Here is a 22,768-nt window from a genome sequence, read left to right as displayed (position 1 = left end):
GTTCAGGTTCTGCGCCGGCTGCGCCGCCGGACGCAGCCTCGCTCCGCGAGTCAGCTGCTACGGGATTCGGTTTCAGACACAATCCCCAGCACCTTGAATACAAATGCGTATTCCAGTGCCACGTCGCGCAAGCCCTGATAGCGCCCGCTCATGCCGCCATGACCGGCCTCCAGCTCGGTCTTGAGCAACAGCAGGTTGTCATCGGTCTTGGTGGCACGCAGCTTGGCCACCCATTTGGCCGCTTCCCAATATTGCACGCGACTGTCGTTGTAGCCGGCTATCACCAGCATCGCCGGGTAGGCCTGGGCTGTGACGTTCTCGTACGGCGCGTAGGCCTTGATGCGCTCATACACCTGCGGCTCTTGCGGGTTGCCCCACTCGTCGTATTCGGTAACGGTCAATGGCAAGTCCGGGTCAAGCATGGTGTTGAGCACGTCCACAAACGGCACTTCGGCAATGGCGGCCTTGAACAGCTCCGGCCGCTGGTTGACTACGGCACCGATCAGCAGGCCGCCCGCGCTGCCGCCACTGATCACCAGCTGTTCGCTGCGGGTCAGCCCTTGGTCGATCAGGTGTTCGGCACAGGCGATAAAGTCACTGAAGGTGTTGGGCTTGTATTCCTGCTTGCCAGCGCGATACCAGGCTTCACCCAGCTCGCCACCGCCACGCACATGGGCAATGGCAAACGCCACGCCGCGGTCGAGCAGGCTCAGGCGGGCATGGGAAAACCACGGGTCGAGGCATTCGCCGTAGGCGCCATAGCCATACAGGTAAAGCGGGGTAGGCTGGCCTTGCACATCGCGTTTGACCACCAGGCTGATCGGCACCTGAGTGCCGTCGGGTGCAGTGGCCCACAGCCGCTGGCTGACGTAGTCATCGGCATTGAACGGCCCCAGTACCGGGGTTTCCTTGAGCACGCTTTGTTCGCCGGTGGCGAGGGTTAATTGGCGGACCTGCGCCGGTCGATTCAGCGCTTCGTAACGCAGGCGAATGGACTTGCTGTCAAATTCCAGGCTGTCTTGCACATACAGGCTGTAGGCCGCGTCCGGCAGTTGCACGCGATATGGCGCAAGGCCCTCGGGACGGATTTCGATAATGGGCAAGCCACCCTCGCGCAGGCTCAGGCACAAGGCCTGGGCGTTGAGGGTCATGCCTTCCAGCATCACGCTGTCGCTATGGGCGATCAGCAGCTGCCAGTCATTGCGCGACGGCACCTCGCCAAAGGCGTAATACAGGGCAAAGTTGATGCCGTCCTGATTGGTGCGGATAAACCACGCCCACTGGCCTTCAAACAGACCGTGGTCGACACTGTAGTCGTGGTTTTCGACCCGGGGTGCCAGACAGCTGAAGGGCTGGCGCGGCAGGTTGGCGTCCAGCACCCAGCTTTCGCTGGTGGTTTTACTGTTAAGCAACACTATCAGTTGCTGTTCAGAACTTGACCGGTAGCAATGCAGGAAAAATCGCCCGTCCGCTTCATGGAAGACTTCATGGGCAGTTGTTTCGCCGAGGGTGTGGCGAAACAACTTGTGCGGACGATGGGTGTCGTCCAGCCCGGCGAAAAACAGGGTTTGACTGTCATTGGCCCAGGTCATGCTGCCATCGCAGTCTTCAAACGGCAGTTCGGTGACGGTGTCGCTGCTCAGCTCTTTGACAAACAGGCGGTAGGTTTCTTCGCCGCTGGTATCCAGGCTGTAGGCCAGGCGCTGGTGATCCGGGCTGATGCTGAACGCGCCCAGGGAAATAAAGCCGCCATCGGCCAATGCATTGGGGTCCAGCAACAGATGTTCGGCGTTTTCGTCCACCTGCAGGCTGTCATCGACCGGGCGCGGGCAACGGTAATGGCGCGGGTACTCATCACCGGCGTTGGTGCGCGTGTAATACAGATACGGGCCCCAAGGGGAGGGCAGTGACAGGTCAGTCTCGCGAATCCGCCCCTTGATCTCCTGGAACAGCGTCTCACGCAAGGCGGCCTGATCGGCCAGTTGCGCCTCCTGATAGCGGTTTTCGGCTTTCAGGTAGTCCAAAACCTCATCACTGTCGCGGTTTTGCAGCCATGAGTAAGGGTCTGAACCCTCGATCTTATGTGCGATAGGTGCGCTGTTTGGGTAGGCTGATTCGGTCATTGAGTGTGCTCTGAAATCTGCATGAAAAAGAAGTGACGCTGACGGCATTGCAGCCGCACTGCCTAAAAGCCGTTATCATAGCCTCTCATTGCCTGCCGACCATGGATACCATGACCGAGAACGACTATCTGATCGCCTGGGGCCTTTACGCCTTTGCTGCTTTGGGCTGCCTGCTCGTGTGGTGCCGTATGACCCGCTTTATGTGGCGCTGGTTGCGCGAACCGTTGCGCGTATTAATGGCCGTGTTGCTGTTTAGCCCGACCATTATTGACCCGGTCAAAGAGAAATTTGCCCCGGCAGTGGCCATAGCCGCTCTGGATCTGGCCTTCAAGGTGGGCGACAACGCCTGGCGCGCGGTCTCTGACCTGTTGATGTACGCCATTATTGCGTTGTGCATCTACGCCGTGTTTGTGCTGATCCGCTGGCCGATCGAGCGTGCCGGCAAGGCCCGCAAGGCGCAAGCCGACGCGGCCGCCAAAGCGCGTAGTCTTGATCCTGAAGATGACCAGCCGTTTGGCTCCGCCGGCAATGATCGTTATGCGCCATCAGGTGCGCCGCGTGCCTCGGCCCCGAGCCGGGTTGAGCCGCGGTTATAATTTTTCGTCGAGCCTGAATGCGAGAGTGCGAGCATGTGTGAACTATTGGGCATGAGCGCCAACGTCCCGACCGATATTGTGTTCAGCTTTACCGGCCTGATGCAGCGTGGCGGGCGTACTGGCCCGCACCGCGATGGCTGGGGCATTGCCTTCTATGAAGGCCGTGGCCTGCGCCTGTTCCAGGACCCGGGCGCCAGTTGCGACTCCGAGGTCGCCTTGCTGGTGCAGCGGTACCCGATCAAAAGCGAAGTGGTGATTGGCCATATCCGTCAGGCCAACGTGGGCAAGGTGTGCCTGTCCAATACCCACCCGTTTGTTCGCGAGCTGTGGGGGCGCAACTGGTGTTTTGCGCACAACGGCCAATTGGCCGACTTCTCTGCGAGTACGAGTTTTTACCGCCCTGTTGGTGATACCGACAGCGAAGCAGCGTTCTGTGACCTGCTCAACCGGGTGCGCGAGGCCTTCCCGGAGCCGGTCGACGTCGAACGCATCCTGCCGGTGCTGGTTGAGGCCTGCGCCGAGTATCGCAGCAAGGGCGTGTTCAATTGCCTGCTCAGTGATGGCGACTGGTTATTTTGCTATTGCTCGACCAAGCTGGCGCAAATCACCCGTCGAGCTCCGTTTGGCCCGGCGCGCCTGAAAGATGTCGACGTTATCGTCGATTTTCAGGCAGAAACCACGCCCAACGATGTAGTGACCGTAATTGCCACCGAGCCACTGACTGAAAACGAAACCTGGACGCGCTACGAGCCGGGCCAATGGAGCCTGTGGCGACGCGGCGAATGCGTCAGCCAGGGCACAACCGAATAAGGAAGGGCATGTATGTTCTTGAGCTACCTGCGGTTGGTGTTGTTTACCCTGGGCCTGTTGATCGGTGTGCAAGTACCGGGGTTTATCAATGATTACGCCAACCGCGTCGAAGCTCATCTGATCGAAGCCCAGACCGGGCTGGCGGGGTTCCAGAACACCGCCAACCAGTTTTTCAAGGGTGACCTGCAAGCCCTGGTAGCCCATTACCAGGCCAGCGATGACCCGGTGTTCCGCAGCGATGCTGGCAGCCTGGGCACCTTGCTCAGCCGTCAGCGCCTGCTCGACGAGCAGTTCCAGGCCATGCAGGGCCCGTGGTACATGCGCGCCCTGCAAGTGGCCTACGCGGCCGACCCGGCCATTCGCGAAGAAACCTACAACGCCTATACCTACCAGGTATTGCTGTCGCCGAGTGCCATCGGCTGGGCCATGGCGGGAGCCTTGCTGTTCTCCTTTATCATTGAAGGGTTTGTGCGGCTGGTGGACTGGGTGGTGCTCGGTGGCAAGCGCCAGCGCGAACGCATTGCCCGCCGCGAACGCAGCTACTGACCCGGGGGTGTATCCCTCTCCCACACAGCCTGCCCATTGCCTCACGAAAATCCCTGTGGGAGCGGGCTTGCTCGCGATGCAGGCAATGCGCCCTTGCAGGCAGACCGCAGTGACGCCATCGCGGGCAAGCCACGCTCCCACACAACCAGCCCCATTACCTCACATGCTGTTAAGCAATCAAATTTTTCTTATGCCCGAGTCCGGCTTTTATTAGTTGGACGAATGGCCCGCGCCTGTCGAAAAATGCTTGCTACCTAATCTATAAAAAGACCACAGGAGCATCATCGTGAGCCGCCTGTTATTGAATTGCGACATTGGTGAGAGTTTTGGCAGCTGGACCATGGGCCTGGATGCCGAAGTCATGCCGTTTATCGATTGCGCCAACATTGCCTGCGGCTTCCATGCCGGCGACCCGAGCATCATGCGCAAAACCGTGGCACTGGCCGTGGCGCATAACGTAAAAATCGGCGCACACCCGGCGTATCAGGACCTGGCCGGCTTTGGCCGCCGCTCCATGAGCTATTCGGCGCAAGAAGTGCAAGACCTGTTGCACTATCAAATCGGCGCGCTGGACGGTATATGCCGCGCTCAGGGCACGCAGGTCAGTTACGTCAAACCCCACGGCGCGATGTACAACGACATGATGGCCAACCCGGCGCAGTTGCGGGCCGTTATCCAGGCTGTAGCGGCTTACGATGCAAGCTTGCCGCTGATGCTGATGGCCACTCGCGACAACCGTGCGGCCCAGGCGATCGGCGATGAGTTCGGGGTAACCCTGTGGTTTGAAGCCTTTGCCGACCGCGCCTATGACAGTGCCGGGCGGCTGGTCTCGCGACAATTGCCGGGTGCCGTGCACCATGAGGCAGAAGTCATCGTGCAGCAGGCCCTGACCATTGCGGCGGGCAAGGCCCTGGTAGCCAGTGATGGCAGCGCTTTGCAACTGCACGCCAATACCCTGTGCGTGCATGGCGACAACGCCAGTTCGGTTGCTGCCGTGCAGCGTATTCGCGAGGCCCTGGACCAGCAGGTCCGGGCATGAAGCCGCGTATCGAAGTGGTCGCTATCGACTGCCTGATGCTGCGGCTGTTCGATGACATTGCCGAAAGCAATATGCCGTGGATGCTGGCTGCCAGTGAGCGGCTACGGGCCAGCTTTGCCGGGCAGTTAATTGATCTGGTGCCGTCCTACACGACCCTGATGGTGCATTACGACGGGCTGGCGCTAAGCCCGGCCCAGGCCCGTGAGCTGATCGCCGAGGCCCTGACCGACCTGCGCCCGGAAACGCGAAACAGTGGCCAATGCCATGTGCTGCCAGTGTGGTACGACTTGAGCGTTGGCCCGGAGCTTAGCTTGCTGGCCACGCGTGCGGGCTGCTCGGTGAGCGACGTCATACGCCGTCACAGCGAGCATGAATATCAGGTGTTTGCCTTGGGTTTTGCCCCGGGTTTTGCCTTTATGGGCCTGGTCGAAGAGGCCCTGGCCGCACCACGGCTGAACACGCCGCGCAAGCGCGTTGCCAGCGGCAGCGTCGGTATCGCCGAGCGCCAGACTGCGGCCTACCCGGCGCAATCCCCCGGTGGCTGGAACCTCATCGGCCGCACTCCAAGCGCGCTGTTTGATCGCGAGCGTGAGGGTTACAGCCTGATGCAGCCCGGCGATACCGTGCAGTTTGCGCCCATTACCCACGCTGAATTTATCCGCCTGGGCGGTGATGACACGCCTCAGGAGGCCCTGGCATGAGCCATTTAGTGATTCAGGCCAGCACCCCGTTGTGCCTGCTGCAAGACGCCGGACGCTTTGGTGTACGCCATCTGGGTGTGACCCAGGGCGGTGCCGCGGACTGGCTGTCGATGGCCTGGGCCAACTGGCTGCTGGGTAATGCGCCGGATGCGGCGGTTATCGAAGTCACTCTGGGTGGCTTGAGCGTGGTTGCCAAGGCTGATTGCACTCTGGCACTGGCGGGCGCTGACCTGGCGGTCACCGTCGACGGGCAGCCGCTCAAGCCCTGGCGCAGTTTTGTCCTTAAGCAAGGCCAGATCCTGGCTTTTACTCAGCCGCTGAGCGGTGCCCGGGCTTATCTGGCGGCACCTGCGGGCTTTGTCGCGCCGCAGGTGCTGGGCAGTTGCGCGACTGTCGCCCGTGAGCAGCTCGGTGGGCCGGATGGTTTTGGTCGTGGGCTGGTGGCAGGTGATGAATTGACCTGCGCCGGGCATGCCGGGCAACTGCGTGAGTTGTCGTGCGAACTGCAACCGGTGTTCAGCGCCAATCCGGGGCTGGACGTGGTAATGGGCGCGCAAATGGGAGCGTTCAGCGGGCAAAGTACCTTCGATGCCTTCAACAGCGCCTGGACGCTGGACACCCGCGCCGATCGCATGGGCATCCGTTTGCTGGGGCCTGCGTTGGTGTATCAGGGGGTACCGATGATCTCGGAAGGGATACCGCTGGGCGCCATTCAAGTGCCGCCTGATGGCCAGCCGATCGTGTTGCTCAATGACCGCCAGACCATTGGCGGCTACCCGCGTCTTGGCGCCTTGACGCCATTGGCGCTGGCGCGGCTGGCCCAGTGTTTGCCGGGGGAGGGGGTGCATATGCGCCCGACCACCCAGGAGGCTGCGCAACGCCAGCATGTGGTGTTTATGCAGCGATTTGTGGCCTAGCGCCATTTATGTGGGAGCGGGCTTGCTCGCGATTCAGGTGGCGCGGTAAAGCAGGAACACCGCGTCGAAACCATCGCGGGCAAGCCCGCTCCCACACTTACCGCGCTGAATTATTTGGCCAAAAACCGCATTCCTTCTTCCAGCCCGTCCAGGGTCAGGGGGTACATGCGGTCTTCGATCAGGTCACGCACGATCCCGATCGAAGCCGTGTAATGCCATGTATCCTTGGGGTACGGATTAATCCAGACCAACTTTTTGTATTTCTCCATAAAGCGCTGCATCCATTTGTAGCCCGGCTCTTCATTCCAGTGCTCGACACTGCCCCCGGCATGGGTGATCTCATAGGGACCCATCGTCGCGTCACCGATAAAGATCACCTTGTAATCGGCACCGTACTTGTTCAGCAGGTCCTGGGTCGAGATGCGCTCCACCTGGCGCCGCTGGTTGTTCTTCCACACTGATTCATAAATAAAATTGTGAAAGTAGTAGTACTCCAGATGCTTGAACTCGGTTCTGCACGCGGAAAACAGCTCTTCACAAATCTTGATATGGGCGTCCATCGAGCCGCCGATATCGAACAGCAACAGCAGCTTGATATTGTTGCGCCGCTCCGGGCGCATCTGGATATTCAGCAGGCCGCCATCGCGGGCGGTGTGGTCGATGGTGCCGTCGATATCCAGCTCATCCGCCGCGCCCTGGCGAGCGAATTTACGCAGGCGACGCAGCGCGACCTTGATATTGCGCGTACCCAGTTCAACCTGATCATCCAGGTTTTTGTATTCCCGTTGCTCCCAGACTTTGGCCGCCTTGCCCTGGCGCGCCCCGGCATCGCCCACGCGGATGCCTTCAGGGTGATAGCCGCCCGAGCCGAACGGGCTGGTGCCGCCGGTGCCGATCCATTTGTTGCCACCGGCATGGCGTTCCTTTTGCTCTTCAAGGCGCTGTTTGAACGCCTCGATCAGCTTGTCCAGCCCACCCAGGGACTGCAACTGGGCGCGGTCTTCGTCGCTCAGCGAACGTTCGAACTCCTTGCGCAGCCAGTCTTCGGGGATCAGGGCCTCAAGGTGCTCGTTGAGGTTTTGCAGACCATTGAAATAGGCGCTAAACGCCCGGTCGAACTTGTCGAAGTGACGCTCGTCCTTTACCAGAATCGTTCGGGCCAGGTAATAGAACTCGTCCATGTCGGCGAAGGTCACGCGGTTTTTCAGGGCGTTGATCAGGTCCAGCAGTTCACGCACCGAGACCGGCACCTTGGCCGCGCGCATTTCATTGAACAGATTAAGCAGCATGCTTATCGCCTTCCGGAATAATCAGCGATTGGGACGACGGCTCATAAACGCCAGGCGTTCAAGCAACTGCACATCCTGCTCGTTTTTCACCAGGGCACCCGCCAGCGGCGGTATGGCCTTGGTCGGGTCGCGTTCACGCAAAACCGCTTCGCCGATATTGTCGGCCATCAGCAGCTTGAGCCAGTCCACCAGCTCGGACGTCGAGGGTTTTTTCTTCAGCCCGGGAACCTTGCGCACGTCGAAAAACACGTCCAGAGCTTCGCTGACCAGCTCCTTCTTGATGTCGGGGAAGTGTACGTCGACGATTTTCTGCAGCGTGGTGCGATCCGGGAAGCTGATGTAGTGGAAGAAGCAACGGCGCAGGAAGGCGTCCGGCAGCTCTTTTTCGTTATTGGAGGTAATGATGATGATCGGGCGGACCTTGGCCTTGATCGTCTCATCGGTCTCGTAAACGTAGAACTCCATCTTGTCGAGTTCTTGCAGCAGGTCGTTGGGGAACTCGATGTCGGCCTTGTCGATTTCGTCGATCAGCAAAATCACCCGCTCTTCAGCCTCGAAGGCTTCCCACAACTTGCCCTTTTTAAGGTAGTTGCGCACATCGTGAACCTTGTCGACACCCAGTTGCGAGTCACGCAGGCGGCTCACCGCGTCGTACTCGTAGAGGCCCTGGTGGGCCTTGGTGGTGGACTTGATGTGCCAGGTGATCAGCTTGCAGCCAAAGGATTCGGCCAGTTGCTCGGCAAGCATGGTTTTGCCGGTGCCGGGCTCGCCCTTGACCAGCAGCGGACGCTCCAGGGTAATGGCCGCGTTGACCGCCAGTTTCAGGTCATCGGTGGCCACATAGGCGCGTGTGCCTTCAAACTTCATCTGCAATTCCTCGAACCATGACCCGGGCCCTGCAAGGGGCAGGGCGGGAGAACTGAAAAGTATGTCGGACTATAACGCGCTGCCCGCATAACGTGAACGCAGACGCGCCATTCAGTCTCTGAATAAGGCGTCACGCCATGACTGGACGCCTGTGAGCCTGAGGCCTACCCTTGGGATCTTCCAAAAAGGTGTACAAGGACCTCGCCATGAGCCGCATTTTTGCAGACAACGCCCAATCCATCGGTAACACGCCTTTAGTACAGATCAACAGCATCGCGCCGCGTGGCGTGACCATCCTGGCCAAGATCGAAGGCCGTAACCCTGGCTACTCTGTGAAATGCCGGATTGGCGCCAACATGATCTGGGACGCCGAGAGCCGCGGCGCGCTCAAGCCGGGCATGACCATTATCGAGCCGACTTCGGGCAATACCGGCATTGGCCTGGCTTTTGTTGCGGCGGCACGCGGTTACAAGCTGATCCTGACCATGCCGTCATCGATGAGCCTTGAACGGCGCAAGGTTCTCAAGGCGCTGGGGGCCGAGCTGGTGCTGACCGAGCCGGCCAAGGGCATGAAAGGCGCGATCGACAAGGCGGCCGAGATCCTGGCCAGCGACCCGGTCAATTATTTTATGCCGCAACAGTTTGAAAACCCGGCCAACCCGGCGATTCACGAAAAAACCACCGGGCCGGAAATCTGGAACGACACTGATGGCGGCGTTGACGTGCTGGTGTGCGGTGTCGGTACTGGCGGGACTATTACCGGGGTGTCGCGCTATATCAAGCAGGCCCAGGGCAAGCCGATCCTGTCGGTTGCGGTTGAGCCGATCACTTCGCCTGTGATCACCCAGGCGCTGGCCGGGGAAGAAATCAAGCCTTCACCGCACAAGATCCAGGGTATTGGCGCGGGTTTCGTGCCAAAAAACCTCGACCTGTCGATTGTCGACAAGGTGGAACTGGTCAGCGATGACGAATCCAAGGCAATGGCCCTGCGCCTGATGCATGAAGAAGGCATCCTGTGCGGGATCTCCAGTGGTGCCGCGATGGCCGCAGCGGTACGCCTGGCTGAGACCCCGGAAATGCAAGGCAAGACCATCGTCGTGATCTTCCCTGATTCGGGCGAGCGTTACCTGTCGAGTTTCCTGTTCAGCGACCTGTTCAGCGAGGTGGAACTGCACCAATAACCCGCTGCGGGAGCTGGGCTGCCGGCTCCCGTCGGGCTTGTGCAACTGACTCAAATCAAGCGGCTACTGCCCTTGTTTCTGCATAATCAGCCCGTTGTTACATAAGGCTTAATACTGATTGTTGGAATACGCGGGTTTTGTCCTGCGCCGGTAGTGTTTATCATGGCCGGCTGCCACGTCGGGCTATTGGTGCCGCACGGTATTTTCGAGGAGTTGTTGCATGACCTTATCCTTCGCCATCAAGGCAGGGCTCATACTGCTGTTTGTCGGCAGCATCCTTTACGTGCACTTGCGTGGCAAGGCGCGGCTGCCGGTGTTGCGGCAGTTCGTCAACCACTCCGCGTTCTTTGCGCCCTACAACGCCTTGATGTACCTGTTTTCCGGTGTGCCGTCCAAGCCGTATCTGGACCGCAGCAAATTCCCTGAGCTGGATGTGCTCAAGGACAACTGGCAAGCGATTCGCGAAGAAGCCATGCATCTGTTCGACGAGGGCTATATTCGCGCCGCAGAAAAGAACAACGACGCAGGTTTCGGCTCGTTCTTCAAAAAGGGCTGGAAGCGTTTTTACCTCAAGTGGTACGACAAGGCGCTGCCCTCGGCCGAATTGCTGTGCCCCAAGACCGTTGAACTGGTCAACAGCATCCCCAACGTCAAGGGCGCGATGTTTGCCCTGTTGCCGGGCGGTAGCCACCTCAACCCGCACCGCGACCCGTTTGCCGGTTCGCTGCGTTACCACCTGGGCCTGTCGACCCCCAACTCCGATGCTTGCCGCATCTTCGTCGATGGCGAGGAATATGCCTGGCGTGATGGTGAAGACGTGATGTTCGACGAGACCTACGTGCACTGGGTCAAGAACGAAACCGACATCACCCGCGTGATCCTGTTCTGCGATATCGAGCGGCCACTGACCAGCCCGCTGATGACCCGCATCAACCGTTGGGTCAGCGCGCAACTGGGCAAGGCCACTGCGCCGCAGAACCTGGACGACGAGCGCGTAGGCGGGATCAACAAGGCCTATGCCTGGAGCAAGTCCTTCAGCGACCGTTTCAGTGGTGTGGTCAAGCAATGGAAGCGGCGCAATCCCAAGCTGTACCGCATCGCCCGGCCGATATTGGCGGTGCTGGTGCTGATACTGTTGTGGCGCTGGTTGTTTGGCTGATTGAACAGATACAAAAAACCGCTCTGTCGAGAGCGGTTTTTTTTTGAGTTTTTTTAATCAGTTACCCGCTAAAACCCCAGCGGGTTCAACGGCTTTGCTGCCACTGAGTGCAACGTTCAAAAAGCGTTGCTGAGAGGCCGAAACAGGCGAGCACAGAGGCTTGCTTTCGCTGTTGGGCTTGGCGTTGGAGGGGGCAGGTGTGGTGATCATATTCGGCATTTTGCCACCATTTTGGTTGTTTATTGTACAGTTAAACCGATGCTAGCTTTTCTTCAAAGCGATAACAAGGCGGCCAAACGCATCAAATTGAAACCCGAGCTCCTGGTAGATCTTCATGGCTCCCGGAGCCGGCTCCTGAATTTCCAGCCACTGGCTCCTGCTCTGGCACGAGATTTCAGCAGTTGGTGTTTGAGCCCGATTCTGGGTTTTGGCATAGCGTTGACTAAGTGGATATGAAGCCACTGTTGTACTCGACTGCAGCGTGTTTTTAATCCGTTGAGTCGTTGCATTTAATGTCGGGCGCTGGTTATAGTCGGTGCTCGACATATCCTCTTAAAAAGATCCGCCCATGCCGCTTTCCCTCCCTCATAGCGTCGTCGTTACAGCAGTCACTGCTGGCGTGGTGCCGTGCGGGGACAAACAGCCTGCGCAGATCAGTCACTATCCTCCTCCTGTCAGCCGCACCGTGGTGTACGTCGTCGTATCGCCACCGGGTGTTGTGGCGGGCTGAGCCGATCGTTCGGCTGCCCGTACCCGTCTAAAAAACCATTGAACTTCAGCTTCGGCTGAGTCGGCTTTTTTGCCTGATGACAGGTGCTCTTCATGTTTTCGATCTCTAAAGAATCCGCGCTGGCGGCTGCTTCCACCTGCCTGTTCGTGCTGCTGTGGAGCAGCGGCGCGATTTTCTCCAAGTGGGGGCTGGCGCACGCGTCGCCGTTTGCCTTTTTGTTGATGCGCTTTGCCATCGCTTTTATGGCATTGCTGTTGATCATCCCATTGATGAAATTTCAGATGCCGCGTGGCTCCACGGCCGTCGGCTATGTGCTGGCCACCGGGGTAGTGCTGCTGGGGGCGTATCAGATTTTTTATCTGCTGGCGCTGGACCTGAAAGTGACGCCCGGGGTCATGGCCACAGTGATGGGTGTGCAACCGATCCTGACGGCCGTGATCATGGAGCGCCGGCACTCCTTCAGCCGTTCCCTGGGGTTGTTGCTGGGGCTCGTCGGGCTGGTTCTGGTGGTGTACCAGGGCATCGGCCTGGCGGGCCTGTCATGGGCCGGCATGCTGTATGCCTTACTGGCTCTGGCCAGCATGACGGCAGGCACCCTGATGCAAAAACGTATTACCCATAACCCGCTGGGCACGCTGCCCTTGCAGTACCTCGCCGGTTTGCTGTTGTGTGCGGTGTTTGTGCCGTTTCAGCCGTTTCATTTTGAACACAGTGCAGGTTTTGTCGTGCCGGTGTTGTGGATGGGTTTGGTGGTGTCGGTGCTGGCAACCCTGTTGCTGTACCGGATGATCGCCAGGGGTAATCTGGTCAATGTTACCAGCCTGTTTTACCTGGTGCCTGCGGTGACTGCGGTCATGGATTACCTGATTTTCGGCAACAAACTGGCAGCCTTGAGTGTGCTCGGGATGGCGATGATCATCATCGGTCTGATGTTTGTATTCCGTAAGACCCGTTGAGCCAAAACCCCAACCCTGTGGGAGCGGGCTTGCTCGCGATGCTGACAGTACGGTCTATCTGTTCAACCGTATCGATGCCATCGCGAGCAAGCCCGCTCCCACAACGCCATGTGCTTATCTGGACGCTGCCATCGCCCCGGGCTTGAGCACCAGCCACAGTGCCACGGCGATCAGCAGCCCGCCGTACACATGCGCCATCGACAGCGGCTCGCCCAGAAACAGCGCACCCCATAGCACGCCAAATGGCGGGATCATAAAGGTCACGGTCATGGATTTGACCGGGCCAATGCTGGTCAACAAACGGAAATACAGGATGTAGGCAAATGCCGTACACACCAGGCCCAGGCCCAGCAAAGACAGCCACACACTCATGCCGCCCCAACTGGCTGGCGGTTGATTGATCACGCTCAGCCCGAACAGCGGTAACAGGAACAGGGTGGCCCCGAGCATGCTGCCCAATGCCGAAAGCCGTGGGTCAAGGCCGCCTTGCTGATCCAGCCAGCGGCGCGCCAAAAAGCCGGCAAAGCCATAAAAGGTGGTGGCCAGCAAGCAGGCGAGGGCACCCATCAGCAGGTCCAGATTGAAGGCGACCGGCCCGGCACGGGTCAAAATACCGACACCAAGCAGCCCGAGAAATACCCCGGCCATTTTCGTCAGGGTCAGTTTTTCGCTGAAAAACAGCCCGCCTATCAACACGCCCATCAATGGGATGAAGTATGCAATGTTATGATTGGATTCTGATCCCCGCTTTGGTGCCTCATGCCTACGGCTTACAGTTACATCCGATTCAGTAGCGACCAGCAGCAGCACGGTGCCAGCTTAGCCCGTCAAGAAGACATGGTTGGCAAATGGCTTGTTGCACATCCTGAGTATCGGCGAAGCACCCAACGCTTCGAGGATCTTGGGATTAGCGGCTTTAAGGGAAAACATCTTGATAATGCCTTTGGCCGTTTACGTGCTGCTGTTGAATCTGGCGTGATCGAGCCCGGCGACTGCATTCTGATCGAAGCTATCGACAGAGCAGGGCGTCTAGCCCCCTCAATCATGCTCAACCTGCTAACCGAGATCGTTAACGTTGGCGTATCGCTGGTGAGTTTGGATGACGGAATTGTCTATGACAGTAATCCTGCCAATTCCAACAACCTGTTCTTGCTCGTTGCCAAGGTGCAGCAGGCCCACCAGTACAGTGATGCACTTAGTCGTCGTGTAAGAGACGCATATGCACGTAAAAGAGAGAATGCATCCAAGGGTGAATTCACAGAGCGTCGCACACCGTTATGGTTGGAGAACACAGGGACTAAGGTGCGGCTTGTCGAGGATATTGCTCCGTTTATTGTGCAAATCTTTCAGGACTACGCTGATGGTATTGGCGAACGTAGAATCCTGGCCCGTATCCGTGGTCAACACCCGCTCCTTGAGACCCTGAACCCAACAACCATAAAGAAGTGGTTGAAGAACCCCACCGCCATAGGCCGTTGGCAGCCTTGGCCCGTTGATGGCGTGGAGCAGGCACCCATTGAGGACGTGTATCCCGCTGTAGTGTCCAGAGAGCTTTGGTATCGGGTGCAAAAGAGGTTAGCGGCTGGCGCCAAGATCAAATCAGCTTCCAAGGTCTATCTGCTGTCTGGGTTAGTGAAGTGCGGACGTTGTGGAAAGAACTTTGGAGTTGTTAACACAAAGCGCTCTCCTGCTGTAATGCTGTGTATGGGACGCCACAGGCTGGGTGAAGCTGGATGCACTAATAGTCGATCCATTCCTTATGCTGTTCTTGACTTCATCCGTAGCCGGACAATGCAGTCAGCAATGTTACGTGCAACCGCAAGCCAGAAACTTACAGTTGGAGAGAGGCGGCAGATTGAGATTGATGGAGAGTTGACCGAGTTGCATAAGCAAGAGAGTAACGCTGTGGCGTTGTTGGTCAAGTATGGCGAAGTTGCATCGATCACAGCTGAGCTTGATAAGGTGATGGGCTCTATCAAGAAGCTTGAGCAGGAGCGGGCATTCCTTAACGTCGTCCCCAGTCAGGATACGTTGAGCGATATGGTGGATATGGAAAATATCCTGATGGACGATGACCAACAAAGATTAAACGCATTGCTTCAAGGTGCTGGTTATTCCATAGTCTGCGAAGGCCCTACGATCACTGTAGGCGAAGAGCATCTGCTAACTGGTGGCGTTCATCAAGTGTATGAATACAGAGGCTCACACCGCCCCACAGAGACGTACAGGCTGATCGAGAATAGCCATACAGAACACCACCTTGATATGCCGAACTCTAAACGTGTGGCTGCTGAGTCTGCTGCACTCCTTGAGCAAGAAGCGCGTTATGAATCTGGGGAGTTAGTGCGGCAACATCTGCAATGGAATGGCGAAGCCTTTGTTGATGTTACTACTGGCTTAGTAGTTGAGGGCGTAACTGGCAGCTAGTTCGCCAGCACTACACTTTTATTTGATTAAATGCTATGCCTAGCATTGACTTTCACAACTTCCGTGGTAACATATATATGTAAGCAGAGACAAGTTACTTTATCAGTTGACAGGCACCTTCCATTGCCTTCCATTGCCTTCCTCCAGCTGACTGGGTAACTTCGTCTTTCTGCAAGCGGTGTCTCTCGGGGAACATCGCAACTAGAGAGGGCGTCTCCAAACGCTCTCTCTTTTTTTCGTCTTCACAAAATCATCTCACTAACTTCGGAGGGCTAATAATGGCCATGCTTCACGTTTCCATCTGCCCGGTCTGCGGGCAATCAATGACATCTCGCCGCAAAGCTAAAACCGTCTGTAGCCACAGGTGTTACATGCGGCTATACAGAGCCAGAGCTAAAGCAGCTCTTGTTCCACTACTAACAAACACAGATCGTGCAAACCAACTCGTAGCTGCTGAATACATCGCAGCCATGTACCAACAATTGAAATTACAAGGAGCAACTCTATGACTGTACTGAAAACCTTCGACAAGGCCGCCCTGCAAACTCTTAAGGACAAAGCCACAAAGTTTTATGATGACGGATTCTGCGACGAGTACGCTATTCCCGTCATACGCACCACTGTGAGCCAAGTGGCTGTTATGGCCCTAGGCATTCTAGCAACATTCCAGCGTCGTGATGAGCTTCTAGCTACCGGGTACACTCCCAGCGACGTCAATCCGCAACAGCATGGTGCTTATATCACCTTCTACGTGAAGAAGCCCCAAGCCGAGCAGAAAGCCGATTTGAAAACAATCCATGCCCGAGTTGAAGCGAGTTACAGAGCAAGCATCGAACGTGATAATGAACTGATAGTTGCCCGCCAAGTAGCGCTTGAAGAAGCTGCGATTGATCGTCAGGTTGAAAAAGAGTTAGCAGCAGAGCGTCAGGCTCAACGCGATGCTATCGAAGCTCGTGTCCGTCTGGAACTTTCCAAGTAACACTGGTACCCCATCTTACAAATCCTAGTTCCCATCATACAAGAGGTAAGAATGAACAAGACCTGTACATGTAATCATTGCGGTCACGTGTTCTCAGTACAGAAGCGGCGACGTTATTGCAACGCTCGCTGCTTTCACTCTGATCCGTGCAACCCCAAAGCCCAGAATCCCATAAACGCCAACCATAATGGAGCCTATAACAATGACTGCAAGAACCCGAACAACAACTGAACGCCGCCCAACCTGCCTTCAGTGCAAGAAGCGCTTTCGCACCAGAAGCAAGACAGCGAAATTCTGTAACCCTTCATGCCGCACCACTTCCCACAACATAGCTCGTCGCGTTAAGAAGATTGCCAGCGCCAGCACTTCCCCATTCTTCTACGAGCTTGCCCGTCAGGCTATCAGAGCCCGCACCATCCAGATTTATCATGACTTCGACCAGCAACAGCTTGAAGATCTTTACGATGTATATGCAAGTTGTCAGAAGATGAATGCTTATGGTCTACGCAAAAGTATGGGTGAAGATCCTTTTGAGCTTTCCCACATTGCTCCTGTACGTGGCAAGACGTCAGTCGGCCTGTTCAGAGCTGACAATCTTGTCATTGCACCAATGGCACTCAATCGTTCTCACGGTACAAACCACTACAGCGGCGGCACCTCAATCCCCCGTACAGAGATCTTGCCGCGATTCGCAGTGTCCAAAGACGATAGCGTTTCAGAGGTGTTGCAACGCGTTATCCAGTTAATCGGAGAGGACGTGGTTCAGGCTGTTGTCCAATCCCGCAAGATCGAGCCTAGTAAGCGGCAAGAACACTATTCGTGGCTGATTGATAATCTCGACCCAGCCAATCCTGATCATGCAGGGCATTTGAAGATAATCGGAACAGCGTCAACTCGTATTCTAGGTGGTATCCGGCGCCAGCTTGAAGGTAAGGATCCTGTGGGTGATTTCCGTGTGTGGCTCGACTACCACAACGATACCAGTGTTCTCCTGAGCGAATGGGAACGCATCGGCAACAGCTATCGACCCGAATTGTTACCCGCCCTTGAACGCATCCAGTTCCTGCTTGCCAATACAGGGCGGCGCTTCAGTTACAACTTCAGCTTTGACGTCATCGACCTACGATTGATTTTTGACATGCTGCATGGACGGCCAGTCCACACCGTCGCTTCGATCATCGACGCAATGTACGCCAAGGCATTAGCAAGTCCGCAGCTATACCGTCCGACAGCAGCCCTTTTGCTAGTTGTTGACAAGCCTCTGCAAGCTCCCCTGAACGTAACAGAGTCATTCCTTGCAGACATGGATGATGACTTGCCTTACGTTGCTCTAGACGCCTTGTACACCGCCCCAGCAGCACTTGATTACGATTTCAGCCCAGTGCCGTTCTGAAACAAACGCATGCACGCAGTAGAAGTGTAACGCACACGGTGCGATTCGCTTGTAGCCCTTGTATTACGTGGCTTACAGCCGTTTTATGTGGACATAAAAGTGTGCGTGTGTTCAGTTCTGCTTACTTGATTTGAAACCCCGGTAGACCCAGCCAATGACCGATCCACAGAGATAAAGCGCTACGCAAATGACCAGCCACGCACTAGCAATGATCCCTCTGATTTTAAGCTGATCACCCCACAGGGATGACATTTCATGTTGCTGGCGGCTTTCTAGATCAAAGATCCTGGCCTCTGTATCTTGCAGTGCTGTACTGCCGAAAAAGCTTTCATTGAATGGATCTTGGCTAAAATTCTTCTGTTGAATTTCATTCAAGAACTTACGTTCAAGTGCCAGTGGCTTTTCAAACTTCTGGGTAATGCTTTCCTGTGTCGGAACAAACATTTCACCAATAAGCATCAGCGAGATGCCTACAAGTACGCACATCACCACCCACAATCTTTGCCATCCATTCATCTCGCATTCCTGTATGTGGTGTGCCTGAGCAGGCGTAGCCAAGCTGTTTGTAGGTGCAATGTACTTGCAATGTACGGCTTCAAGGCCCTTTTGAAAAACCCCTTAAAAACCCCTGTAAAACCCTCAGAAACCCCCTGAAAACCTAGGTTGTTGGGCAAATCCACAGCCAGACATTTGTTGTGCAACCTCTGTAGCCCAGATTCTACGGGGCCTCCAGCTTTCATGTGTGTAGCAAAGTCCGTTCCCCGCAGCAGAAAACAGTTTCTAATGAAAAAACAGTAAGTTTTCCCCTGCCAAGTCGCATCTGAGGTGGGTCAGCCCATCCAGCGGTTGAGTGCGAGTCTTTGCATCCATGCTGAACTACGATCCTTGCACCCTCCTTAAGGACGATAGCCATGCAGGACGAAATAGATGCACGTATAGCCACAGCAGATGTGCTCACCTTATTGCTGCACAACCAGCACGCCCTAGCTGCTGCAATCGAAGAAGTGGCCCTGTGGGCTAGGGCCAGCGGATCGAGTGAAGCCCATCAAAATGCCGTCACTACATTGCAGACTATCGACGACAACGCGTCTGCTATCAGTGCTGGAATTCTCAGAATCAGGATGGGTCGGTAAAACGAACGTCTGCCAGACCCAGTAGGAATAGCTCAAAAGATGGGCCATAAAATAGGGTTTACTATAAATAGACCCTTGTGTATTATAGACCCACGTTAAAGAGACCCAGCCAGCCAGATAGGAGCCACCCAATGTCCCGCACTTTCGTATATGCCCGTGTATCGACCGATGATCAGACTACAGACAATCAAGTGCAGGAAGTGGAGCGTGCTGGTTTCAGCGTGCAGGCGAGCCGGGTAGTGGTTGAAACGGTCTCGGGGTCAATAAGCGCCAGCGAACGCAAAGGATTTCAATCCCTCCTGCATAAGATGGAAGCAGGAGACGTGCTGATCGTAACTAAGCTGGATCGTCTGGGCCGTAACGCAATGGACGTTCGTACCACCATTGAGAATCTGGAGTCACGGGGTATCCGTGTTCACTGTCTCGCCCTTGGCGGTGCAGACCTGACCAGTTCAACGGGTAAGATGACAATGCAAATCCTTGGGGCTGTTGCTGAGTTCGAACGTGACTTGCTGATCGAGCGTACACAAGCAGGTTTGGCCCGTGCTAAGTCCGAGGGTAAGACTCTAGGTCGCCCTGTCGCAACTGGCACCATCGAAGCTGTTAAAGCCTGCAAGGCCAACGGCCTGACACAAGCTCAGACAGTACGTCACCTTTCCATCGGCCTTACCACAGTTAAACGCTACTGGAAGGCTGCATAAGCCCTACGACTTCGCCTGAAAGATTTACACGCCACCCCAGACCTCGCCAGTGCGGGGTCTTGTCGTCTCTGACTGAGAGCATCAGGATTATTTTCAGATTAAGACAGCTTTCAGATAGGCCACCCGTGTCCTGTTAAGCACCCCCAGCGGCGAACCGTCTATTATTTTTCCAGCTGAAACGTCACGTCTATGTTGAAGTGCACCTGAAAAATTTGAGCGGGCCAAGGATTCTCCAGAACGACTACAGTTCACGTGCTACAGGGGCTGCGGGGCTGATTATGCTAGATCTGGTATTAGCGTCGCATGATATAGAGGAGCGTAGGACAGCTTCCGGTGAGAGTGCTATTCCAAAGGTACACCTGGGGTACAGTGGTTTTCTGGAACAGCTTGGCAGCTCAGCTAGCCGAGAAGGAATGATGTTACAGTAGTGGCTCATTCAGCTCGGAGTTAAGGATCAATGCCTATCCGTAGAAATGGGAATTTTGACGTAGGTGCAGGTGTCCTGCGTCTTACAAGAGATAAGCTCGCTGGCTTCTTGAGCGAGGAAGAGCTAGCCCAGACAGAGGTGAAGCTCACGGGAGGTAGACTCTCGTTCAACGCTCCCGATTCCGTGCTGAAGAAGATTACGAAACATTTTGGGCCGCCTGCTGGCTGATTTGCTTTGCGAGATTTGCCTGTGCTCCGCATGGGCAATATGGAGGGGAAGACGTGGGTGAAACGGATACACCAGACTTCAATAAAGCCCGAGGTTACTTGATCGGCTTTTCAACTGTAGTCCTACTGCTGTGGTACTTCGGGGCTGACCTTTCAGCTTTCAAGCTTCTTGGGAATGAAATCAAACTCAAGGAGAATGTTAAAAATGTCTGGCTGGTTCTGGCGGGTATTAATGTCTATCTATGGCTAAGGCTTTATCAGCGCACTCCGGCAGGCAGCTTCCGCTTTGACCTCCCAATGCATGATCTGTATGAAAAGACTCTTATTGATGTAATGAAGTATGCAGAAAGAAAGAAGCTGCGACTTCACGCGCTAGATCTAGTTAACAATGCAGCTAGTGTTAGCGGCGGGGAGTGCACGCTTCAGAAGTTCAAAGCAACAGGTAAGATGACCTGCTATGAGTTAGCTCCACGGAAGAACATGGATAAACTTGGGCAAATCAGGTCTTTCAATAGCTTGGACAGGAATGAGGTTCGATTCGCTTTCTTTGTCGATTATACAACTGCCAATAGTCACCACTCAATGCATTCGCCTAAGGATGCTCCGATCAACTTGCTGCGCGGCGGCCGCAAGTCGTAATTTGCACGGCACGCAGCGCTATTTGCTCAAAACGACCTGATGCAGTGTTCATCGAGGGCGTTTTTCGCCCGGTTTTCCATGTTAAGCGCGCAACTCGCCCATACCCATCAGTTGTTTTCGAGCCATCCACAGGTTCGACAGGGCGAACAATGTGGTCAACTGAGCCGTGTTTTTCATCAGCCCACGAAAGCGCACTTTCACGTACCCAAATTGGCATTTGATCACCCGAAACGGATGTTCGACCTTGGCCCGTGTCTGGGCTTTGCAGTACTCAATCTTGCGCTTGGCCTTGTAGAGCACGCTGCGTTTATTCAACTTGGAATAGGTGCTGCGGCGCGCCGCGATTTGCCAGATCACTTCACGATTTTCATGCTCTTCACGCTTCTCAACGCCGGTGTATCCGGCGTCTGCATACACTGCATTTTCTTCGCCATGCAAAAGCTCGGCGACCTGTGTGACATCGGCGACGTTGGCGGCGGTGCCGTGGACGTGATGAACCAAGCCGGACTCGACATCAGCGCCAATATGGGCCTTCATTCCGAAGAAATACTGGTTACCTTTTTTGGTCTGATGCATCTCAGGGTCGCGCTTTCCCTCTTCGTTTTTAGTCGAACTGGGAGCATGAATAATGGTGGCATCGACGATAGTGCCCTGACGCAGAGACATGCCTTTGTCCTGCAAATAACCATTGATGACCGCGAGGATTGCAGGTGCAAGCTGATGCTTTTCCAATAAGTGCCGGAAATTCATGATCGTGGTGTCTTCAGGTATCGGGGCGCTCAAGGTCAAACGTGCAAACTGGCGCATGGGCGTGATTTCGTAGAGCGCTTCTTCCATGGTCGGATCGCTCAGGGAAAACCAATTCTGCAACAGATGAATACGCAGCATGGTTTCCAGAGGATAGGGTTTTCTGCCGCCACCGGCCTTGGGGTAGAACGGCTCGATCAGGCCCAGCAGACCCGTCCAGGGCACGACCTGATCCATCTCGGCGAGGAAGCGTTCGCGGCGTGTCTGCTTGCGCTTGCCGGCGTATTCGAAATCGGAAAAGCTCATCTGGCTCATAGGCGGCTCGGATCAGGTGGTCAGGCGTATTTCAGCACATTTGAAAACTTGTTCGGAGATTCCCTAAGGGGTGTACTGTTTCTCCCTCTCGCCTCGTAACAAATCTGGTCAAATGGTATGTATTTGTCAGGGGGGCGCTTGTATCACCTTGGTTCTTCGACCATGTGACGCCTTTCGTGCTAGGCGTAGCGAGCATAGGTGTTGCACTATTTAGCTGGTGGCAGATCAACTACCTCTAGGCGTAGCTGGGGGTAGTTACATGAGTGTATCTGGTAGAGAGTCTTGATCTATTAAGGAGTGGGAATATTTGGGTGGTAAATATGACCCCCCTCTCTCTCGTGGCTGAGGAACTAGATATAGAGAGGTTGGCGGTGTGGGTTAGTCTTGGCTCTTGGGGCGGAATCCTCTATATATCCAGTTTAAAGTCAATCCGCTTAAATACGTTAGCGCAGATGCGCCTAGCCAGAGACCTAATAGTGCGAGGCTGCTCTTTAGTAGGGCGGGAGTAGCAGTTTTTAAGTCTGTTTCGAGTTGGTTGTTCAGGTTTATAATATATGTATTTAGTTCGTTTATTTTAGTGCTTGGATCATCCCCGTATAGAATTCTATCTATTGTACTTATAGGTTGGGTACTGTTCTTGCGAGACTTAATCGCTTCGATTTGACTTCGATATTCGTTAATTCGACGCTCATGCTTGTCTAATAAGCTGCCCTTTGTGTCCAGCGTGACCACACCGAACGCTATGGTGTACATGCCCAAGGCAACGGTTCCTACTATCCAAAGTCGTTGCCATCCGTTTAGCCTTTTCACTCTGTAATCCTAGTCAATGTTTAGTCAGGGGGGGCGAGTGTACACCACTTCACTAG

General features: G+C 55.6%; 20 protein-coding genes and 1 pseudogene. 15 read left to right on the top strand and 6 right to left on the bottom strand.

The window, feature by feature from the left end; translation table 11 throughout:
- Positions 1–50: 50 nt before the first annotated feature.
- Positions 51–2,123 (bottom strand): S9 family peptidase, encoded by a 2,073-nt coding sequence (locus BLU25_RS06970; protein ID WP_016781671.1) that lies wholly within the window; start codon positions 2,121–2,123, stop codon positions 51–53.
- 101 nt (positions 2,124–2,224) lie between these two features.
- Here BLU25_RS06970 and BLU25_RS06965 point away from each other — a divergent pair, with 101 nt between their 5' ends.
- From BLU25_RS06965 to BLU25_RS06940, 6 genes are all read left to right on the top strand, one after another.
- A complete protein-coding gene (locus tag BLU25_RS06965) occupies positions 2,225–2,719 on the top strand; it encodes a hypothetical protein (protein WP_029611512.1) in 495 nt (164 codons plus the stop codon).
- Positions 2,720–2,752: 33 nt separating this feature from the next.
- On the top strand, positions 2,753–3,529 hold the full coding sequence (locus BLU25_RS06960; protein ID WP_016781669.1) for a class II glutamine amidotransferase: 777 nt from the start codon (positions 2,753–2,755) through the stop codon (positions 3,527–3,529).
- Between the two features lie 12 nt (positions 3,530–3,541).
- Positions 3,542–4,075 carry a DUF2937 family protein gene (locus BLU25_RS06955; protein WP_016781668.1) on the top strand — a complete coding sequence of 178 codons (534 nt, stop codon included), beginning with the start codon at positions 3,542–3,544 and terminating at the stop codon, positions 4,073–4,075.
- 286 nt (positions 4,076–4,361) lie between these two features.
- A complete protein-coding gene (locus tag BLU25_RS06950; RefSeq protein ID WP_016781667.1) occupies positions 4,362–5,114 on the top strand; it encodes a 5-oxoprolinase subunit PxpA in 753 nt (250 codons plus the stop codon).
- Positions 5,111–5,815, top strand: coding sequence for a 5-oxoprolinase subunit B family protein (locus BLU25_RS06945; RefSeq protein ID WP_016781666.1), 705 nt, complete (start codon positions 5,111–5,113; stop codon positions 5,813–5,815). The genes BLU25_RS06950 and BLU25_RS06945 overlap by 4 nt, the downstream gene beginning before the upstream one ends.
- Positions 5,812–6,732, top strand: a complete 921-nt coding sequence (locus tag BLU25_RS06940; RefSeq protein ID WP_016781665.1) for a 5-oxoprolinase subunit C family protein — start codon at positions 5,812–5,814, stop codon at positions 6,730–6,732. The genes BLU25_RS06945 and BLU25_RS06940 overlap by 4 nt, the downstream gene beginning before the upstream one ends.
- Positions 6,733–6,842: 110 nt before the next feature.
- Here the strand turns inward: BLU25_RS06940 and BLU25_RS06935 are convergent, their stop codons facing one another.
- Entirely contained in the window at positions 6,843–8,021 is a 1,179-nt protein-coding gene (locus BLU25_RS06935) for a vWA domain-containing protein (RefSeq protein ID WP_016781664.1), read from the bottom strand.
- A 21-nt stretch (positions 8,022–8,042) separates the two neighbouring features.
- Positions 8,043–8,888: an AAA family ATPase gene (locus tag BLU25_RS06930; protein WP_016781663.1), complete on the bottom strand. Its 846-nt coding sequence runs from the start codon at positions 8,886–8,888 to the stop codon at positions 8,043–8,045.
- 206 nt (positions 8,889–9,094) lie between these two features.
- On the opposite strand from BLU25_RS06930, the gene cysK reads away from it, so the two are divergent.
- The 3 genes from cysK (at position 9,095) to BLU25_RS06910 (ending at position 12,914) form a co-directional block, all read left to right on the top strand.
- Positions 9,095–10,069 (top strand): cysteine synthase A, encoded by a 975-nt coding sequence (gene cysK / locus BLU25_RS06925; protein ID WP_016781662.1) that lies wholly within the window; start codon positions 9,095–9,097, stop codon positions 10,067–10,069.
- A gap of 220 nt (positions 10,070–10,289) precedes the next feature.
- A complete protein-coding gene (locus BLU25_RS06920; RefSeq protein WP_083369574.1) occupies positions 10,290–11,228 on the top strand; it encodes an aspartyl/asparaginyl beta-hydroxylase domain-containing protein in 939 nt (312 codons plus the stop codon).
- Positions 11,229–12,050: 822 nt separating this feature from the next.
- A complete protein-coding gene (locus BLU25_RS06910; RefSeq protein ID WP_016781659.1) occupies positions 12,051–12,914 on the top strand; it encodes a DMT family transporter in 864 nt (287 codons plus the stop codon).
- Positions 12,915–13,028: 114 nt separating this feature from the next.
- Here the strand turns inward: BLU25_RS06910 and BLU25_RS06905 are convergent.
- Positions 13,029–13,622, bottom strand: a pseudogene (locus tag BLU25_RS06905) (DMT family transporter); the annotation flags it as partial.
- Between the two features lie 51 nt (positions 13,623–13,673).
- Here BLU25_RS06905 and BLU25_RS06900 point away from each other — a divergent pair.
- The 3 genes from BLU25_RS06900 to BLU25_RS06890 all read left to right on the top strand — a co-directional run bounded on the left by BLU25_RS06900 (position 13,674) and on the right by BLU25_RS06890 (position 17,713).
- Positions 13,674–15,341, top strand: a complete 1,668-nt coding sequence (locus BLU25_RS06900) for a recombinase family protein (RefSeq protein ID WP_016781657.1) — start codon at positions 13,674–13,676, stop codon at positions 15,339–15,341.
- Between the two features lie 505 nt (positions 15,342–15,846).
- Positions 15,847–16,320 (top strand): hypothetical protein, encoded by a 474-nt coding sequence (locus tag BLU25_RS06895; protein ID WP_016781656.1) that lies wholly within the window; start codon positions 15,847–15,849, stop codon positions 16,318–16,320.
- Positions 16,321–16,522: 202 nt separating this feature from the next.
- Complete coding sequence (locus tag BLU25_RS06890; RefSeq protein ID WP_016781655.1) at positions 16,523–17,713, top strand: hypothetical protein; 1,191 nt, start codon at positions 16,523–16,525, stop codon at positions 17,711–17,713.
- Between the two features lie 111 nt (positions 17,714–17,824).
- Here the strand turns inward: BLU25_RS06890 and BLU25_RS06885 are convergent, their stop codons facing one another.
- On the bottom strand, positions 17,825–18,229 hold the full coding sequence (locus tag BLU25_RS06885; RefSeq protein WP_016781654.1) for a hypothetical protein: 405 nt from the start codon (positions 18,227–18,229) through the stop codon (positions 17,825–17,827).
- 395 nt (positions 18,230–18,624) lie between these two features.
- Here BLU25_RS06885 and BLU25_RS06880 point away from each other — a divergent pair, with 395 nt between their 5' ends.
- The 3 genes from BLU25_RS06880 to BLU25_RS23620 all read left to right on the top strand — a co-directional run bounded on the left by BLU25_RS06880 (position 18,625) and on the right by BLU25_RS23620 (position 20,840).
- Complete coding sequence (locus BLU25_RS06880) at positions 18,625–18,846, top strand: hypothetical protein (protein WP_016781653.1); 222 nt, start codon at positions 18,625–18,627, stop codon at positions 18,844–18,846.
- 131 nt (positions 18,847–18,977) lie between these two features.
- Positions 18,978–19,547: a recombinase family protein gene (locus BLU25_RS06875; protein WP_016781652.1), complete on the top strand. Its 570-nt coding sequence runs from the start codon at positions 18,978–18,980 to the stop codon at positions 19,545–19,547.
- Positions 19,548–20,255: 708 nt separating this feature from the next.
- Complete coding sequence (locus BLU25_RS23620; protein WP_083369573.1) at positions 20,256–20,840, top strand: hypothetical protein; 585 nt, start codon at positions 20,256–20,258, stop codon at positions 20,838–20,840.
- Positions 20,841–20,921: 81 nt separating this feature from the next.
- Here BLU25_RS23620 and BLU25_RS06860 read toward each other — a convergent pair whose 3' ends face one another.
- Entirely contained in the window at positions 20,922–21,902 is a 981-nt protein-coding gene (locus BLU25_RS06860; RefSeq protein WP_034113392.1) for an IS5 family transposase, read from the bottom strand.
- Positions 21,903–22,768 lie beyond the last annotated feature (866 nt).

This window comes from Pseudomonas fragi, from assembly GCF_900105835.1.
GTDB classification, from domain to species: domain Bacteria; phylum Pseudomonadota; class Gammaproteobacteria; order Pseudomonadales; family Pseudomonadaceae; genus Aquipseudomonas; species Aquipseudomonas fragi.
The sequence above is the reverse complement of the archived record's forward strand: the minus strand, read 5'-3'. Positions and strand labels throughout refer to the sequence as shown.

Bases quoted from the DNA above. Each gene is read 5' to 3' on its own strand.
- BLU25_RS06930 (WP_016781663.1), bottom strand. From the start codon at position 8,888: ATGAAGTTTGAAGGCACACGCGCCTATGTGGCCACCGATGACCTGAAA.
- BLU25_RS06885 (WP_016781654.1), bottom strand. From the start codon at position 18,229: ATGAATGGATGGCAAAGATTGTGGGTGGTGATGTGCGTACTTGTAGGC.
- BLU25_RS06890 (WP_016781655.1), top strand. From the start codon at position 16,523: ATGACTGCAAGAACCCGAACAACAACTGAACGCCGCCCAACCTGCCTT.
- BLU25_RS06965 (WP_029611512.1), top strand. From the start codon at position 2,225: ATGGATACCATGACCGAGAACGACTATCTGATCGCCTGGGGCCTTTAC.
- BLU25_RS06935 (WP_016781664.1), bottom strand. From the start codon at position 8,021: ATGCTGCTTAATCTGTTCAATGAAATGCGCGCGGCCAAGGTGCCGGTC.
- cysK (WP_016781662.1), top strand. From the start codon at position 9,095: ATGAGCCGCATTTTTGCAGACAACGCCCAATCCATCGGTAACACGCCT.
- BLU25_RS06895 (WP_016781656.1), top strand. From the start codon at position 15,847: ATGACTGTACTGAAAACCTTCGACAAGGCCGCCCTGCAAACTCTTAAG.
- BLU25_RS06920 (WP_083369574.1), top strand. From the start codon at position 10,290: ATGACCTTATCCTTCGCCATCAAGGCAGGGCTCATACTGCTGTTTGTC.
- BLU25_RS06940 (WP_016781665.1), top strand. From the start codon at position 5,812: ATGAGCCATTTAGTGATTCAGGCCAGCACCCCGTTGTGCCTGCTGCAA.
- BLU25_RS06900 (WP_016781657.1), top strand. From the start codon at position 13,674: ATGCCTACGGCTTACAGTTACATCCGATTCAGTAGCGACCAGCAGCAG.
- BLU25_RS06945 (WP_016781666.1), top strand. From the start codon at position 5,111: ATGAAGCCGCGTATCGAAGTGGTCGCTATCGACTGCCTGATGCTGCGG.
- BLU25_RS06860 (WP_034113392.1), bottom strand. From the start codon at position 21,902: ATGAGCCAGATGAGCTTTTCCGATTTCGAATACGCCGGCAAGCGCAAG.
- BLU25_RS06875 (WP_016781652.1), top strand. From the start codon at position 18,978: ATGTCCCGCACTTTCGTATATGCCCGTGTATCGACCGATGATCAGACT.
- BLU25_RS06960 (WP_016781669.1), top strand. From the start codon at position 2,753: ATGTGTGAACTATTGGGCATGAGCGCCAACGTCCCGACCGATATTGTG.
- BLU25_RS06955 (WP_016781668.1), top strand. From the start codon at position 3,542: ATGTTCTTGAGCTACCTGCGGTTGGTGTTGTTTACCCTGGGCCTGTTG.
- BLU25_RS06910 (WP_016781659.1), top strand. From the start codon at position 12,051: ATGTTTTCGATCTCTAAAGAATCCGCGCTGGCGGCTGCTTCCACCTGC.
- BLU25_RS06970 (WP_016781671.1), bottom strand. From the start codon at position 2,123: ATGACCGAATCAGCCTACCCAAACAGCGCACCTATCGCACATAAGATC.
- BLU25_RS06880 (WP_016781653.1), top strand. From the start codon at position 18,625: ATGCAGGACGAAATAGATGCACGTATAGCCACAGCAGATGTGCTCACC.